This is a genomic window from Sulfitobacter profundi (assembly GCF_042661425.1).
GTDB classification, from domain to species: domain Bacteria; phylum Pseudomonadota; class Alphaproteobacteria; order Rhodobacterales; family Rhodobacteraceae; genus Sulfitobacter; species Sulfitobacter profundi.
In genome coordinates this window covers 2,879,607-2,894,946 of the sequence record NZ_JBHSWA010000001.1, presented here as the reverse complement: position 1 = coordinate 2,894,946, position 15,340 = coordinate 2,879,607, and the positions used below count along the sequence as shown (strand labels likewise).

12 protein-coding genes and 2 pseudogenes are annotated in these 15,340 nt (G+C 62.4%); 4 read left to right on the top strand and 10 right to left on the bottom strand.

Annotation, left to right across the window (positions count from 1 at the left end; genetic code table 11):
• Positions 1 to 74: 74 nt before the first annotated feature.
• The 4 genes from hflX to trkA all read right to left on the bottom strand — a co-directional run bounded on the left by hflX (position 75) and on the right by trkA (position 4,685).
• Positions 75 to 1,373: a GTPase HflX gene (gene hflX / locus ACFQAU_RS15075; protein ID WP_120351170.1), complete on the bottom strand. Its 1,299-nt coding sequence runs from the start codon at positions 1,371 to 1,373 to the stop codon at positions 75 to 77.
• Positions 1,370 to 1,609, bottom strand: coding sequence for an RNA chaperone Hfq (gene hfq, locus ACFQAU_RS15070; protein WP_007119530.1), 240 nt, complete (start codon positions 1,607 to 1,609; stop codon positions 1,370 to 1,372). The genes hflX and hfq overlap by 4 nt, the downstream gene beginning before the upstream one ends.
• 129 nt (positions 1,610 to 1,738) lie before the next feature.
• Complete coding sequence (locus ACFQAU_RS15065) at positions 1,739 to 3,292, bottom strand: TrkH family potassium uptake protein (RefSeq protein WP_206054252.1); 1,554 nt, start codon at positions 3,290 to 3,292, stop codon at positions 1,739 to 1,741.
• 16 nt (positions 3,293 to 3,308) lie between these two features.
• A complete protein-coding gene (gene trkA / locus ACFQAU_RS15060; RefSeq protein ID WP_120351171.1) occupies positions 3,309 to 4,685 on the bottom strand; it encodes a Trk system potassium transporter TrkA in 1,377 nt (458 codons plus the stop codon).
• A gap of 126 nt (positions 4,686 to 4,811) precedes the next feature.
• On the opposite strand from trkA, the gene ACFQAU_RS15055 reads away from it, so the two are divergent.
• The gene (locus tag ACFQAU_RS15055) at positions 4,812 to 5,306 is read left to right on the top strand and encodes a hypothetical protein (RefSeq protein WP_240791520.1); all 495 of its coding nucleotides are present in this window, start codon (positions 4,812 to 4,814) and stop codon (positions 5,304 to 5,306) included.
• A 45-nt stretch (positions 5,307 to 5,351) separates the two neighbouring features.
• On the opposite strand, the gene ntrX is transcribed toward ACFQAU_RS15055, so the two are convergent.
• The 5 genes and pseudogenes from ntrX to dusB all read right to left on the bottom strand — a co-directional run bounded on the left by ntrX (position 5,352) and on the right by dusB (position 12,514).
• A complete protein-coding gene (gene ntrX / locus ACFQAU_RS15050) occupies positions 5,352 to 6,764 on the bottom strand; it encodes a nitrogen assimilation response regulator NtrX (protein ID WP_120351172.1) in 1,413 nt (470 codons plus the stop codon).
• Positions 6,757 to 9,012, bottom strand: coding sequence for a sensor histidine kinase NtrY-like (locus ACFQAU_RS15045; RefSeq protein ID WP_132443315.1), 2,256 nt, complete (start codon positions 9,010 to 9,012; stop codon positions 6,757 to 6,759). The genes ntrX and ACFQAU_RS15045 overlap by 8 nt, the downstream gene beginning before the upstream one ends.
• A 95-nt stretch (positions 9,013 to 9,107) precedes the next feature.
• Positions 9,108 to 10,487, bottom strand: a complete 1,380-nt coding sequence (locus ACFQAU_RS15040) for a response regulator (protein ID WP_132443314.1) — start codon at positions 10,485 to 10,487, stop codon at positions 9,108 to 9,110.
• Position 10,488: 1 nt separating this feature from the next.
• Positions 10,489 to 11,573 (bottom strand): annotated as a pseudogene (locus ACFQAU_RS15035) (two-component system sensor histidine kinase NtrB).
• Positions 11,570 to 12,514, bottom strand: coding sequence for a tRNA dihydrouridine synthase DusB (gene dusB, locus ACFQAU_RS15030; protein WP_240791544.1), 945 nt, complete (start codon positions 12,512 to 12,514; stop codon positions 11,570 to 11,572). Before dusB ends, ACFQAU_RS15035 begins: the two are co-directional and overlap by 4 nt.
• A gap of 232 nt (positions 12,515 to 12,746) precedes the next feature.
• Here dusB and ACFQAU_RS15025 point away from each other — a divergent pair, with 232 nt between their 5' ends.
• The 3 genes and pseudogenes from ACFQAU_RS15025 to ACFQAU_RS15015 all read left to right on the top strand — a co-directional run bounded on the left by ACFQAU_RS15025 (position 12,747) and on the right by ACFQAU_RS15015 (position 14,838).
• A complete protein-coding gene (locus tag ACFQAU_RS15025) occupies positions 12,747 to 13,877 on the top strand; it encodes a bifunctional 2-C-methyl-D-erythritol 4-phosphate cytidylyltransferase/2-C-methyl-D-erythritol 2,4-cyclodiphosphate synthase (protein WP_132443312.1) in 1,131 nt (376 codons plus the stop codon).
• A pseudogene (locus ACFQAU_RS15020) lies at positions 13,874 to 14,364 on the top strand (phosphatidylglycerophosphatase A family protein). Before ACFQAU_RS15025 ends, ACFQAU_RS15020 begins: the two are co-directional and overlap by 4 nt.
• Positions 14,365 to 14,838, top strand: coding sequence for a CinA family protein (locus ACFQAU_RS15015; protein ID WP_132443310.1), 474 nt, complete (start codon positions 14,365 to 14,367; stop codon positions 14,836 to 14,838).
• Here ACFQAU_RS15015 and ACFQAU_RS15010 read toward each other — a convergent pair.
• Positions 14,835 to 15,287 carry a type II toxin-antitoxin system RatA family toxin gene (locus tag ACFQAU_RS15010; RefSeq protein ID WP_067630597.1) on the bottom strand — a complete coding sequence of 151 codons (453 nt, stop codon included), beginning with the start codon at positions 15,285 to 15,287 and terminating at the stop codon, positions 14,835 to 14,837. The genes ACFQAU_RS15015 and ACFQAU_RS15010 overlap by 4 nt on opposite strands.
• Between the last annotated feature and the right edge of the window lie 53 nt (positions 15,288 to 15,340).

Below are 15,340 nucleotides of genomic sequence, written 5' to 3'. Positions count from 1 at the left end.
TCACCATATGCGACGCAGCGGGTCGATTTCGATGCTTGCCGGGGCAAAAATTGCCGCAGCCTGCGTTGTAGCTTTCAAATCTGCTGGAATTCAGCCTCTTGGCGCGCGGACCAACGCACGGTGATCTCAAACCCGTCTTCGGTCTGACGCTCACCTTCCACCACGTCCTGCGCAAACAGCCAGGCGCGTTTCTTGCCTTCGGCAAAGCCGAGGGTCAATTCGGCCTCGCGCACCGCCCCCTGCAGCGCTTCGGCGATGGTTTCCTGAAACGCCTCAAGCCCCTCGCCGGTAATGGCCGAGATTGCCAGCACGTCGTCGTTGCGCGCAGCCCGCGCGCGCATGGCGTCGGCGCGGTCTTCGGGGAGCAGGTCCAGCTTGTTCCAAACCTCGAAACTGCGGGTCTCTTTCGGGACGCCGAGTGAGGCGAGAATATCGCGCACGTTCTGGGCCTGCTCTTCAGTCTCGGTATGGGACACATCGCGCACATGGCAGATGATATCGGCGGCAAGCACCTCTTCCAGCGTGGCGCGGAAGGCTGCGACGAGTTCGGTGGGCAGATCGCTGATGAACCCCACCGTGTCGCTGAGAATGATCTCTGGCCCATCGGGCAGGACAAGGCTGCGCATGGTCGGGTCGAGCGTGGCAAAGAGCATGTCTTTGGCCATAACCTCGGCCCCGGTCAGGCGGTTGAAAAGCGTGGATTTTCCGGCGTTGGTATAGCCCACAAGCGCGACGATCGGGAACGGCACTTTGGCACGGGCGGCGCGGTGCAAGGCGCGGGTTTTCACGACCTTTTCCAACTGCCGGCGCAGACGCACCAACTGGTCGTCGATCGCGCGGCGGTCCGCCTCGATCTGCGTCTCACCCGGACCACCAACAAAGCCCAAACCGCCGCGCTGACGCTCAAGGTGGGTCCATGCGCGAACAAGGCGCGTGCGCTGATAGTTCAGCGCGGCCATCTCGACCTGAAGCACCCCTTCACGGGTCGCCGCGCGGTCGCTAAAGATCTCCAAAATCAAACCGGTGCGGTCGAGCAGCTTGACGCCCCAAGCCTTCTCAAGGTTGCGCTGCTGGACCGGGGTCACCGGACCGTCAACCAGCACAAGCTCAACCTCGGCTTCCTTCATGCGCTGATCGAGTTCCTCGATCTTACCTTTGCCAAACAGCATCCCGGCATGAACGGTACGCAGGGGCACGACTTCGGCCCCCACCACCTCAAGCTCTGGCAACGCTTCGGCCAATGCAACGGCTTCGGCCAGCGCGGGCTCAGGCGCGCGCCGGTCGTTGTCGGTCTTGATATCAGGATGCAGCACCCAAGCGCGCGTTACGCGGGGCCCATCGCTGTTGTCGATCTGAAATGCTGGACGGCTCAAGAAGCGTCTTCGCCCTCATAAAGGCTGATCGGCTGGCTTGGCATGATGGTCGAAATCGCGTGCTTGTAGACAAGTTGCGATTGACCGTCGCGGCGCAGCAGAACGCAGAAGTTGTCAAACCAGGTAATCACACCCTGCAATTTGACGCCATTGATCAGGAAAATTGTCACCGGGACCTTGGTCTTGCGAACGTGGTTTAGGAACGCATCCTGAAGGTTCTGTCTGTCTGACGCCATGGTAGTCTCGCCTTTTGTTCTTGCTGGCGTCCGCGTACCGGACCCCCCATTGCCTCAAGTATGGAGTGCGAAAGCGTGAGTTTCCAGCCCCAATATCAGCGGACTAGGACGGTTCTACCGCTAAACGTGTCAGGCGCGCCACAAATTCGGGGTCATCAGCGCAATAATCGCCAAGGTTTCCAGCCGACCCAGCACCATTGCGCCGCTGAGGATGATTTTCGCGGCCACGCCCAGTTCGATCAAATGGATGGGTTTGTCGGCAGCATGTTCGATCAGCGGCCCGGTCGTGGAGAGCGTGGCCACCGACATGACCACCGCCGCATCAAAGGACGCGCCAGTCAGAGTCAGAAGAAGGGTCACTCCGGCGAGCGACATGGCAAAAAGCATGAAGAAAATCCACGCGATAAAGGCCCCGTTGCTTTGCAAGCGACGCCCGGCGGCCCCCGCGCCGCTGACGGAATTGGGATAGACCAGCCGGTCCATCTCCCGCACCCCGTTTTGATAGAGCGCGAAGACCCGCAAAAGCTTGACCCCGCCCGCTGTGGTGGCCACCCCGCCGCCGATCAGTGCAAGCCCCATGAGCACCAACCCCGGCGTGCGCAGCCCCGACCAATTCTGCGCCTCGGCCCAATGTTCAGAGACGAAACCAGTCGTCGACAGGAAGGACAGCACGGTAAACAGTCCGCCCCAAAGCGCGTGCAAAGCGCGGGTGCCGTCAACCTCGACCTCAACCTCGAAGGCGCCGATCCAGTGGCGTGCGAACAGCAGCAACGGCACGCCGATCACCACCAAAAGACCGATGCGGAACTCTGGGTCGGTCATCAGCCCGCCTTGGGTCGCGGTCACGGTATCTTTGGAAAAGGTCAGCCGCGACAGGGCGAAGAGCATAAACAGCATCATCACCGCCTCGCCGGTGACGCCGACCTGCGCTTCGGCCACGCCGCCGATGGGCGAAATGCCCGAGGTCGCCATGACCGACATGGCATGACAGAGCGCCACCAAGCCCGTCTCTCCGCCGATGACCAGCAAGAGCCAAAGCAGCAGCGTCAGCCCGAAATAGATCGGCAGCAATGCCTGCGTGGTGCGCAGCAGACGTTGGCGCGGGGTGATCCGGCCCATGCGGGCGCCGATACGGTCATCGGGCCGCCCCGGTTCGGCCTGCGCCGTCACTTCAAACCCACCCAAATGCAGCGGCGCCAGAATGGCCGACGCCGTGACCCACATCAGCAAGCCGCCCATCCAGCCGACCTGCGCGCGCCACAGATGCAGCGTGTTGCTTAGCCGTGCTGGGTTTTCGAACATTGTAGCGCCCGTGGTGGTCAGCGCGCTAACCATCTCGAAATAGACATTCACAAAGCGCGTCGTCGGCAAAGCTTCAAGGAATGGCACGGCAAAAAACACAGGCAGAAAAACAAAGGCCGAGAGCAGCGATAGCAGCGGCCCAAGTGCGCCGTCCAAGGGTTTGCGCCCGGCATGGGCAATGGCGATGAGGGTAAATGCCACAAGCCCCAAAACCCCAGCATAGAGGAAAGCGCGGCTGGCCTGATGGTCGTTCACCACCAGCCCGTGGATCGACGGCAGGATCATCGACACAGCAGAGACACCGAACAATTGCAAAAACAGCGGCAGTTGCACGATCTCGCGGCGAATGCCGGTCGGCCGGATGCTGGTCGGTTGCGTCACAAGGGCGCTCCTGCGCTTAGAAAAAGTCGATCGAGACCTGCAAAAGCTGCTCAACCCGGGGCACATCCTCGGCCAGAGCGAAGAGGGCAACAACATCCCCTTCGTCGATCCGTGTGCTGCCCATGGGGCGGATCACCTTGCCTTCTTTGCGCAGCATGCCGATCAACACGCCCTCGGGGAAGTCAATTTCCGACACTTTTTTGCCCGCGAGGGGCGATGTCGACAGCACTTCGGCCTCGATCACCTCGGCCTCGGCATCGCCGATGGAATAGACCGCCCGCACCCGCCCGTGGCGGATGTGACGCAGGATCGAACTGACCGTCGTGGCGCGTGGATTGATATAGGCGTCGATGCCAAGGTGGGTCATCAGCGGCACCAGCGTCGGATCGTTGATCAGCGCGATGACATAGGGGCAGCCCTCGGCCTTGGCGCGCACACAAGACAACATGTTGGTTTTGTCGTCATCCGTCACCGCCAGCATCGCATCGGCGCGGCTGATGCCCGCCTCGGCCAGCAGCGCGGCATCGAGCCCGTCGCCGTTCAACACGATCGTCCGCTCAAGCCCTTCGGCGGCGCGTTCGGCGCATTTGCGGTTTTTCTCGATCATCTTGGTGCGCACGCGCAGCGGTCCGGCCTCAAGGTGCTGCGCCACGGTCAACCCGACATTGCCGCCCCCCACAAGAACAACACGCTCTTGCTTGGTGGTTTGTTTGCCGAAAATCTCCATCGTGCGGGCGATGTCGTCGTGATGCGAAAAGACATAGCAGTCATCGCCGACGAAAAGCTGATCCTTCGCCTCGGGCGCGAAAAGTGTGCCATCGCGGCGCACGCCCACGACCACGGCGCGCAGGGTTGAGAAGAGATCGGTCAACTGACGCAGCGGCGTGTTCACCACCGGGCAATCACTGTCGATGGTAATGCCCAGAAGCTGCGCCTGCCCGTCCATGAAAATCTCGGTGTCGAAAGCCGCTGGCGCACTGAGGCGCTGGAGCGCTGCGGTGGCGACCTCTTTCTCAGGGGAAATCACCACGTCGATCGGCATGTGATCGCGCCGGTAAAGGTCGGAATAAATCGCATCCAGATAGGACTGGCTGCGCAGACGGGCGATCTTGCGGTTGATGCCAAAGACCGAATGCGCCACCTGACAGGTCACCATATTGACCTCATCGGAGTGGGTCGCGGCGATGATCATCTCGGCGTCCCGCGCGCCCGCACGGTCCAGCACATCGGGGTAGCTGGCGAAACCGGCGATGCCCTGCACATCCAACGTGTCGGTGGCGCGGCGGATCAATTCGGCATTGCTGTCGACCACGGTCACATCGTTGCGCTCTCCGCTGAGGTGACGGGCAATCTGCCAACCCACCTGCCCTGCGCCGCAAATGATGATTTTCATGAAGGCTTCCTTACCCTAAGCAAAGATCGTGTGAGGGTTGTCTTGGGTCGGTTAGAGGGCATGACAGATGGGTTGGCAAGGGTCAAATCAATTGTCTTTACCATCCAACAGCGGCATCATGGGGTCATGAAACCGATATCCCCACGCGCATCGCGCAGCGCCTTTGCCCTGACGTTTGTCGCCCTGATGGCTGCGGCCTGCGCACCGCTGAACACCTATTACAAACCGGGCGCGACCGTTGCGCAGGTCAACCGGGCCACCACCTCTTGCGAGGTGCAGGCCCTGCGCGATGTGCCGATCTCAACCCAAATCCGCCGCGAACCGCCGCGCTATGTGCCCGAGCGTCGCCATTGCGATGCCAATAACAACTGCACCACGCGGGGCGGCTTTTACGTGCCGGGTGAGTTGGTGACCTTCGACCCCAACCAAGACCTGCGCAACCGGGTTGAGGGGCAATGTATGGCCGACAAAGGCTTTGCGCCGGTGTCGATACCCGCCTGCCCCAGCAATGTGGCCCGCGCCGCACCTGCGCGCGCCACCACCACGCTGCCCGCACTCAACCCCAAGTCCTGCGTGATCCGCAACAGCGATGGGTCGTTCCAAATCGTCACCCAAGGGTGAGGCGCTGCGCGAGGGGGCACGCCCCTCGCAGTTCTGCGGCGGGGGTCAGCCAGCCGCTTCGATTTCCTCGTCCACATGGGCCACGCGCACACCCGCCTTGGCCGAGGTCACAACGCCGAGGGATTTCAGTTTGCGGTGCAAGGCGCTGCGCTCCATCCCGACGAAATTTGCTGTCCGGCTGATGTTGCCGCCAAAGCGGTTGATCTGGGTCAGCAGATACTCCCGCTCGAAAGCCTCGCGCGCTTCGCGCAACGGCAGCGTTGCCAGCGCGCCGGAAAGCACCACGCGCCCCTCATCGCCGCCGTTTTCCTCTTCGCCCGGCAGTTCACGGGCCTCGATCGGGCCGGTGCCATCCCCGAGGATCAGCACCCGCTCAACAAGGTTCTTAAGCTGGCGCACATTGCCGGGCCAGACCATCGTCTGCATCAGAGCAACGGCATCTTCGGTCAACGCACGCTGCGGCAGACCTTGGGAGGTGTTGAACTCGGCGATGAAATGTTCGGCCAGCAGCGGAATATCCTCGCGCCGCTCCTCCAAGGACGGCACGGCAATCGGCACGACGTTCAGACGGTGATAGAGTTCCTGCCGGAAGGTATCTGCCTTGATCGCCTGATCCAGATCGCGGTTCGTCGAAGAGATCACCCGCAGATCGACGCGCACCTTGTCGGTCCCGCCCACGCGGGTGAACTGTTGGTCCACCAGCACCCGCAGGATTTTGGACTGGGTGCCAAGCGGCATGTCCGCGACCTCATCAAAGTAGATCACCCCGCCGTGGGCCTGCTCCAGCAGCCCCGGCTCGACCCCGCGGTCCGGCGTCTCCCGGCCAAAGAGCACCTCTTCCATCCGATCAGGCGCCACCCCGGCGCAGTTGACGGTGACAAAGGGCGCCGAGGCGCGGGCGGAATGGGCGTGGATATAGCGCGCCGCCACTTCCTTGCCCGACCCCGCGGGGCCAGTCAGCATCACGCGGCCATTGGATTTGGTCACCTTGTCAAGCTGGCCCAGCAAGGCGCGATAGGATGCGGAGGTGCCAATCATCTCCGAAGTCGCCACATCGCGGCGCTTGAGGTTCTGGTTCTCCCGGCGCAGGCGCGAGGTTTCCATTGCGCGGCGGATCACCACCAGCAATTGATCGATGTTAAAGGGCTTTTCGATGAAATCGTAAGCCCCTTGCTTGATCGCCGCCACGGCAATCTCGATATTGCCGTGGCCCGAGATAATCACCACCGGCACATCGGGATTGTCCCGTTTGACGGTCTTTAGAATATCGATCCCGTCCATCCGGCTGTCTTTCAACCAGATGTCGAGGATGATCAGCGCGGGCGCTTCCGTGTTGATCTCGGCCATCGTCTCATCAGAATTGCTGGCCAAGCGCGTGGCAAAGCCTTCATCCTCAAGGATGTCCGAGATCAACTCACGGATGTCGCGTTCGTCGTCTACAATCAGAATGTCACTCATCTGCCTTATCCCCTTGGTCTGTCGTTGCGTCGATGGCCAAGGGCAGTGAAATGACTGCCATGGCACCGTGATGGTGTTGCCCGTCGAATGCGGGCGCGGTTTCGAGCGTCAGGCTGCCGCCGTGTTCCTCGATAATCTTTTTGACGATGGGCAGGCCCAGTCCGGTGCCCTCGCTGCGCGTGGTCACATAGGGCTCGAACAGCCGCGCGCGGTCTTCGGGCAGGCCGATGCCGTTGTCGGCGATGGTCAGCCGCAAAAGCCGGTTTTCCGGTTTTAGCGTCACGCGAATTTGCGGCACATGCCCCTCGGGCGTGCCTTCTTTCTTCAGGCTTTCAATGGCTTCGCCCGCGTTCTTGATCAGGTTGGTCAGCGCCTGCGAGATCATCGTGCCGTCGATATTGGCCATGACCGGCTGCGTGGGCAGGTCAAGCTTGATCACCACCTCTTCCTGCCTGCTTTGCTGAAGCAACACGGCATCGCGCAGCAATTGCCGGATGTCCTGACGGCTGGTTTCCGGCTCGGGCATCCGCGCGAATTTTGAGAATTCGTCGACGATGCGCCGCAGGTCGCCGGTTTGGCGGATGATCACCCCGGTCATTTGTTCCAGCGCGTCGTCATCGCCTTCGGCCATTTTGGGGCCGAACTTGCGGCGGATGCGCTCGGCACTCAACTGGATGGGCGTCAACGGGTTCTTGATCTCATGGGCAATCCGGCGCGCCACGTCGCCCCAAGCGGCCATGCGCTGCGCGCTGACCAGATCGGTCACATCGTCAAAGGCCACCACATAGCCTTCAAGATCGCCATCCTTGGACCGCCGGGTCGCCATGCGCACCAAGAGGTTCTCCATCGCCCCTTGGCGCGAGACTTTGATCTCCGCCTGCGCCACTTCGTCCGACGCGGCCTTCACCGTCTCGAACAGCGGGCCGAACTCCGGCACGGCAAGGGTCAGCGGCAGGCTTTGCTGATCTTCCGACCAGTCCAGCAGCCGCATGGCAGAGCGGTTCACGAAGGTGACGCGCCCCTCCGGGTCAAGCCCCACAACGCCCGAGGTCACCGAGCTTAGCACGGAATCGAACAACCGGCGACGGCGCTCGATCTGGTCGGTATTTTCCAACAGCGTCTCGCGCTGACCCTTCAACTGCCGGGTCATCTGGTTGAAGTAACGCCCCAGCATGGCAATTTCGTCATCGCCCTCTTCTTCGCGGACCTGCACATTCAGATCACCCGCGCCCACCTGTTGCGCGGCCCCGGTCAGGCGCCCAACCGGACCGGAAAGCCGTTCGGCAAACCACAGGCCCAGCCAAACGGCGGCCAGAATGAGGATCACCGCAAAGCCCAGATAAACAAGGGCAAATTCGAACAGCAGCCGCCCGCGTTCGGATTCAAGCTGCTGGTACAGGCGCACCGTTTCTTTGGTCTCATCCAGCAGCGCCAGAATCTCACCATCCACCGCGCGGGAGACATAGAGAAAACGATCGACATAGGCGTCCATCGGCACCAGCGCGCGGAATTCATTGTTGGGCCAGTCCTCGATGACCAAAAGGCCCTCGTCACTGGCGGTATCAAGCTGCACCTCGGTGGGTGCTTCGAAATCAAAGAGATAGGACCGATCCCCCCGCGCCCGGATCTGCGCGGTGCTGTCGATCAGAAACGCCTCGCGCAGGCCGCGCTGAATTTGCCGCTGGCCCTCGCCCAAAAGCTCACTGTCGCTTAGGTTGATGCCCTGCGCGCGGGCGCTGTCGATGCTGCGGGCAAGGGTCCGCGCGTCCAATATCAGGGCCTCGCGCTGCTCGGCCTCATAGGCCTCGGCCGCCGCGAGCGATGAGCCGACCACGCCGCTGACCCGGTCAGAAAACCAGCCCTCAAGCCCCACGTTCACCGTAAGCCCTGCAAAAATCGCCACCGTGACGGTCGGGATCAGCGCCATCAGGGCAAAGACGCCCGTCAACCGCAGGTGCAACCGAGAGCCAGCCGATTTGGCGCGGCGCGCCGAGATCAGCCGCCCGACCTGAATGAGAACCAGCGCCGCCACCAGCAGCACATAGACCAGATCGGACAACAGAATGAGCCGCAGGTTGAGCGTATCCGCCCCCTGCCCCAAAGGCCCGAGTGCCAGATAGGTCGCAAGCGCCAAAACCGGCCCCAGCACCACCAGCCCAAAGGTGGACCAATTGCGCAGCCGCTTGACTCGCCTGAGACGCCCCAACCGCTCGAGCTTGAACCTGCGTGACCGGGTTGCCACCCGCATACCTCACCGATGTTGTGATGCATTGCTGCATCAACCGCCATATTATGTGGTCCTGAACGGGAGAGTACCCCGATGGCCACTGTTATGTGGCTCTTTTACATCATCTTGCGGCCCCGTGTCACCTCAATATCGAGGTCGGTGATCTTCTTACGCAAAGTATTTCGGTTAATTCCCAGCAAAGCGGCACATTTAGCTTGGTTCCCTGCCGTCGCGGCAAGCGCGATTTCGATCATCGGCAGTTCGACTTCGCGCAGGATCCGCGCGTAAAGCCCCGGAGGCGGCAGCATGGAGCCGTGCAGGTCGAAATAACGCTGCAAATGACGCTCGACCGAGGCACCCAGCCGTTCGGTATCGGCCTCGGTCTGCATCGGTGCCGGACCACTTTGTGCGCCCAGCAACTGCTCGGCCTCGCTCGCCGTGATCTCGGCCGCTTGGCTGGCCAGTGCCAGTTGCCGCATGGCATGTTCCAATTGGCGCACATTGCCCGGCCATGGAAACTTCAGCAAGATTTGCGCGGCCTTGTCCGACAGTTTGCGCGGTGACGCAGGCCCGGGGTTGGCACGTGCCAAGAAGTGATCGGCCAAAAGCGGGATGTCCTCCACCCGGTCCCGCAGTGCAGGCACTTCGAGGGTCGCCCCCGACAGGCGGTAATAGAGATCGCGGCGCAGCTTGCCTTCTTGCATCGCCGCATCCAGATCGCTTTGGCTGGTGGCCATGAATCGCGGCGCGTCTTCGCCCGGCGCATCCATCATCCGCACCAGACGGGCTTGAATATCTTGGGGGAAATCCGCGATTTCGTCGATCATCAAGGTACCACCGCCAACCCGCGCCAACACCCGCGAAGGGCCTTCGATATCGGCAAGATCGGCATCCGTCACGGTCACGAACGGCAGGCTGCGCCGGTCTGAGAAGTCGTGAATCGCCCGCGCGATCAGCGATTTGCCCGAGCCGCTTTCGCCCCAGATAAGCACCGGCAGATCGGTGTTCATCACCCGTGCCACGGTGCGGTAGAGCGCCTGCATCACCGGGGTCCGGCCAATCATCGGCAGATCGTCACGCTCGGCGTCGATCTCGGCACCGTCGTCAGCGGCGGCTTTGCGGCTGAGCGTCGTGCGCTGCTCCAAGGCCCGAGCGGTGCGCTTCATCAGATCCGGCAAGTCGAAAGGTTTGGGCAGATAGTCAAAGGCTTCGGCCTCTGCCGCCTTGATCGCGGTCATGATGGTGTTCTGCGCCGAGATCACGATCACCGGCAAGCCGGGTCGGTCCTGCGCGATTTTCGGGAGCATCTCCAACCCGTTGCCATCGGGCATGACCACGTCAGAGATCACCGCGTCGCCCTTGCCCTCGCTGACCCATCGCATCAGGGTGGTCAGGCTTGAAGTGGCATGAACCTTGCAGCCCGCGCGGGTCAGCGCTTGGGTCAGAACGGTGCGGATCGTGCGGTCGTCATCGGCGACGAGGATGGTGCCATCCATGTCAATTCTCCTTGAGGGCAGCGGCGCTCGCGCGCGGCAGCGAAATGCGGAATGCGGTTCGACCGGGGGCGGAACTGACTGAAATCCAGCCTCCGTGATCTGAAATAATTTTACTCACCAAGGCGAGGCCCAGCCCGGTGCCATTCTCCCGGCCCGAGACGAAGGGATCGAAAACATCGGCGCGGATATGATCCGGCAGGCCGGGGCCATCGTCAATCACCTCGATCTGTAGGGGCAGCGGCTGGCCATCCCCATCGGCGCGGCGCAACTGGAACCCGTGTTCATAAAAGCTGCGCAGCCGGATGGTGCCCCCGCCGCGCCCGCCGCCTCAGCCGCGTTGCGGATGAGGTTCAGCAAGACCTGCAAAAGTTGGTCCTTATCACCAAGCGCGGGCGGCAGAGAGGGGTCGTAATCCTCGGTGATTTTCATCTTTGAGCCGAAGCCCAACAGCGCCGACCGCCGCGCGCGGTCCAGCACATCATGCAGGTTCACCGGCTTGCGCTCGGGCGCCATGAGGTTGCCAAATTGCTCGACCTGCTCCAGCAGTTTCACGATGCGCCGGCTTTCGGCAACGATGAGATCGGTCAGTTCCAGATCACTTTTGGACAGGTTCATCGACAAAAGCTGCGCCGCGCCGGTGATCCCGGCCAAAGGGTTCTTGATCTCATGGGCCAGCATCTCGGCCATGCCGATGGCGGATTTGGCGGCGGATTTTACGCTGTGATCTTGGGTGATGCGCCCGGCCAATTCGCGCGGGGTGATCATCAGAACCATCTCCCCCGCCCCGCCCACCAGCGGCGCAATCTGCAAGCCGCATTGCAAAGGCGCGCGCTGCATCGCGCCGACATCCACGTCATTCACGAACAGCGGCGTGCCCTGCAGCCGCGCACGGGCAAACGCGGCCTCAAGCGGGTGATCCACCGCGATCAACTTCCAGATCGACTGGCCAATCGTGGCGCGGGCCGAGGCATTGAGGAAGCCTTCGGCGGAAGGGTTCAAATCCGCGACCCGGTCGTCGGCGCTGACGATAAAGGCAGGCACCGGCAAAGAGGTCCAAACCTGCCGCTCAGGTATCTCGGCCCTCATGCCGCGACCGGAGGTTGAGCCGCCGCGGCGTCGTACTGCATAGCCTCTGCGATCAGATCAAAGGTGGTTTTCACCTCCCCCGCCGTCAGCAGGGCGCGGCGCAGATCGGCGGGGGTGGCGCAATGGTCCATATACCAGCCCAAATGCTTGCGGGCGACTTTGGCCCCAAGATCGACCCCGTAAAAACGCAGCATCTCGTCGTAATGTTCGGCCACCATCTGGGCCATTGCGGCCCCTTTGGGGATCATCGGTTTGGCGCGTCCGTGCAGGTCATGCGCGATTTGCGCCAGCAGCCAAGGCCGCCCCTGCGCGCCGCGCCCGACCATCACACCATCTGCGCCCGACAGCCGCAGGGCTTGGCGTGCCTCATCGCTGCCAGTGATATCGCCATTGGCGATGACGGGGACGCGCACCGTTTCTTTCACCGCCCGTATCGCGGCCCAATCGGCGCGGCCCTTGTAGAACTGACAGCGCGTGCGCCCGTGAATTGTGATCATCTGCACGCCCGCATCCTCGGCCCGTTTGGCGATGGGTGCGGCGTTGAGCATATTGTCGTCCCAGCCGAGCCGGGTTTTGAGTGTCACAGGCACGTTGACCGCGCCCACAACCGCCTCAATTAGCCGCAGCGCGTGATCAGGCGTCTTCATCAGCGCCGAGCCCGAGGCGCCCTGCGTCACTTTCTTGGCCGGGCAGCCCATGTTGATGTCGATGATCCGCGCACCCATCGCCTCGACCATCCGTGCGGCTTCGGCCATCGGCTCGGCTTCGCGCCCCGCGAGCTGGACGGAGGTGCCGATGACATCCAACCCCAACTCTGCCTTCTCTCGGGTACCGGGGCGGCGGCTGAGCAATTCTTGGCTGGCGACCATCTCCGACACGACCAAACCGGCCCCGAATCGCGCCACGAGGCTGCGATAGGGCAGATCGGTGATCCCCGCCATCGGGGCGAGGAATACCGGAGGGTCGAATGTCAGGGGGTCGGCGGTCACGTGCTTAATCCTTGTGCGGTCCCTTGCTGTGTAGCTCTGCCACGGGGTGACCTCAATGAAACTAGCCTGAAAAGCAGCTATGCGCCAAGCAACTGCTTATTTTTTAGGCAGCCACCCCAGATTGCACCCCGCCGCCGCATTGCCTAGACAGGGCCATGTTCACCACGTTTTCCAGATTGCCCGCATGAGTATCGCAGCTTTGATCGTTGCCGCAGGGCGCGGCAGCCGCGCGGGCGGTCCGCAGCCAAAACAATGGCAGGCGCTGGCGGGGGCGCGTGTGATCGATCACACCCTCGCCGTGTTTCGCACCCTACCCCAGATCACCGAAATCGTGCTGGTGCTGCACGAAGACGACATGGATCAAGCCGAGGCATTTGCGGCCCAAGGCGTTACCGTCACCACCGGCGGGGCGGAGCGTGCGGCCTCGGTCCAACGCGGGCTTGGGGCCATTCGGCACGCGGAGAAGGTGTTGATCCATGACGCCGCGCGGCCCTGCGTTTCGGCCCAGATCATTGCTGGCGTGATTGATGCGCTCGACCAGCATCAAGCCGCCGCACCGGGCCTGCCGGTCACCGACGCGCTTTGGCAGGGCGCGGATGGCCGCGTCACCGGCACGCAAGACCGCAGCGCCCTTTTCGCCGCGCAGACGCCGCAGGGCTTTGACCTTGCCGCGATCCGCGCGGCCCACGGCACCCACGACGGCCAAGCGGCAGATGATGTCGAAGTCGCCCGCGCGGCGGGCCTGACCGTTGCCATCACCCAAGGCAGCGCCGATAACCTGAAAATCACCCGGCCCGAGGATTTTGCCCGCGCCGCCCGCATATTGGAGACCCGCATGGACATTCGCACCGGCAACGGATTTGACGTGCACGCCTTTGGCCCCGGAGATCACGTGACCCTCTGCGGCCTCGACATTCCGCACACCCACGGGCTGGTCGGCCATTCTGACGCCGATGTGGCGCTGCACACGGTCACTGACGCGATCTATGGCGCGCTGGCACGGGGCGACATCGGCCAGCACTTCCCACCAAGCGATCCGCAGTGGAAGGGCGCGCGGAGCGATATCTTCCTGCGTCACGCGGCACAGCTCGCCCGCGATATGGGGTTCACCCTGACCCATGTCGACTGCACCCTCATCTGCGAGACCCCCAAGATCGGCCCCCATGTGCAACCGATGCGCGCCTCGATGGCTGAGATGCTGGGGATCGAATTGGACCGCGTGTCGGTCAAAGCGACCACAAGCGAGCGCCTCGGCTTTACCGGGCGCGGCGAAGGCATTGCCTGTATGGCCACAGCAACATTGGTGAAAACATGACCCTTGCTCATCTGATCGCGACGCTTCTGGGCGTCGGCCACATCCGCCCCGCGCCGGGCACTTGGGGGTCGCTCATCGCCCTGCCCTATGCGTGGCTGCTGCATGTGTTGGGGGCTTTCCCCTCCTGGTGATCGGCATCCTCGTGGCGATCCCTTTGGGCTGGTGGGCCACTGCGCGCTACACGGCGGGCGGGCCGGATCATGATCCGGGCGAAGTGGTGATCGACGAATTGGTCGGCCAGTGGATCGCGCTTTTGCCCTTGTCTTATGCCGCTTGGTTCATGCAAATTCCGATCCTTGCCATGTGGCCCGGTTGGATCGCCGCCTTTGCCCTATTCCGGCTCTTTGACATCACCAAACCGCTGATCATTGGCTGGGCAGACCGTCAGGGCGGGCCGTGGGGCGTGATGCTGGATGATATCTTTGCCGGCATCTTCGCCGCCCTTGGCGTCATGGCCTTGGCGGCGCTTTACCACGGGGCCCTGTAAATGATCCTCGCGGCGCAACTCTTGGAAAAGGCACGCGAAACCGGCGCAATGGTTGCTTGTGCGGAGAGTTGCACGGGCGGAATAGTAGCTGCCGCACTGACTGACTTGCCGGGGTCTTCGGCGCTGCTCGACCGGGGCTTCGTGACCTATACCAATGCCGCGAAAATCGCGATGTTGGGCGTTTCAGAGGCGACGCTCGCGCAATTGGGTGCAGTGTCTGAACAGGTGGCCGCAGAGATGGCGGCGGGCGCGTTGGCAAACTCTGAGGCGCAGATCGCCGTATCAATCACAGGCATCGCCGGGCCCGGCGGATCAGAGCATAAACCCGAAGGCCGCGTTTGTTTTGGCCTTGCCACAGCGGCGGGCATTCAGACGGAAACGATCGAGTTCGGCGCCCAGGGCCGCGACACGGTACGGCTTGCGGCCCGTGACCACGCGCTTGGCCTGTTGCTGCGAGGCTTCGCGGCGCTTTAGCCTTTGGGCCCGTAAAGCTCTTTCGCACGGTTCTCAAAGGCCCGCACGATGCGCTGCATCGCTTCGTTGAAAACCACGCCGATGACCTTTTGCAGGATCATGTTCTTGAATTCGAAATCGACAAAGAAATGCACCTGACAGCCTTCGAGGTTATCCTCGAAATGCCAGTTTGATTTCATATACTTGAACGGCCCATCCAGATATTCGGTGTCGATCTTCTTGGCCTCGGGCCAGAGCACGACGCGGCTGGTGAACCGCTCCCGAAACACTTTGAAAGAGATCACAAGATCGGCTTCCATCACCCGGTGATCGCCCCGGTCTTCGTCACTGCGAATGCGCGCTGCAGCGGTCCAAGGCAGGAATTCGGGATAGCGAGCCACATCGGCGACAAGATCATACATCTGTTGCGCGCTATAGGGCAGTTGGCGGGTCTCTGAATGGGTGGGCATTGCGTTCCGTTGCGTTGCAGGTTACCCCCTATTTCACGTCTCAACCCCGCAGA

Bases quoted from the DNA above. Each gene is read 5' to 3' on its own strand.
- ntrX (WP_120351172.1), bottom strand. From the start codon at position 6,764: ATGAGTGACATTCTGATTGTAGACGACGAACGCGACATCCGTGAGTTG.
- dusB (WP_240791544.1), bottom strand. From the start codon at position 12,514: ATGGCGGGGATCACCGATCTGCCCTATCGCAGCCTCGTGGCGCGATTC.
- ACFQAU_RS15040 (WP_132443314.1), bottom strand. From the start codon at position 10,487: ATGGATGGCACCATCCTCGTCGCCGATGACGACCGCACGATCCGCACC.
- ACFQAU_RS15025 (WP_132443312.1), top strand. From the start codon at position 12,747: ATGAGTATCGCAGCTTTGATCGTTGCCGCAGGGCGCGGCAGCCGCGCG.
- ACFQAU_RS15055 (WP_240791520.1), top strand. From the start codon at position 4,812: ATGAAACCGATATCCCCACGCGCATCGCGCAGCGCCTTTGCCCTGACG.
- ACFQAU_RS15015 (WP_132443310.1), top strand. From the start codon at position 14,365: ATGATCCTCGCGGCGCAACTCTTGGAAAAGGCACGCGAAACCGGCGCA.
- hfq (WP_007119530.1), bottom strand. From the start codon at position 1,609: ATGGCGTCAGACAGACAGAACCTTCAGGATGCGTTCCTAAACCACGTT.
- ACFQAU_RS15045 (WP_132443315.1), bottom strand. From the start codon at position 9,012: ATGCGGGTGGCAACCCGGTCACGCAGGTTCAAGCTCGAGCGGTTGGGG.
- ACFQAU_RS15010 (WP_067630597.1), bottom strand. From the start codon at position 15,287: ATGCCCACCCATTCAGAGACCCGCCAACTGCCCTATAGCGCGCAACAG.
- trkA (WP_120351171.1), bottom strand. From the start codon at position 4,685: ATGAAAATCATCATTTGCGGCGCAGGGCAGGTGGGTTGGCAGATTGCC.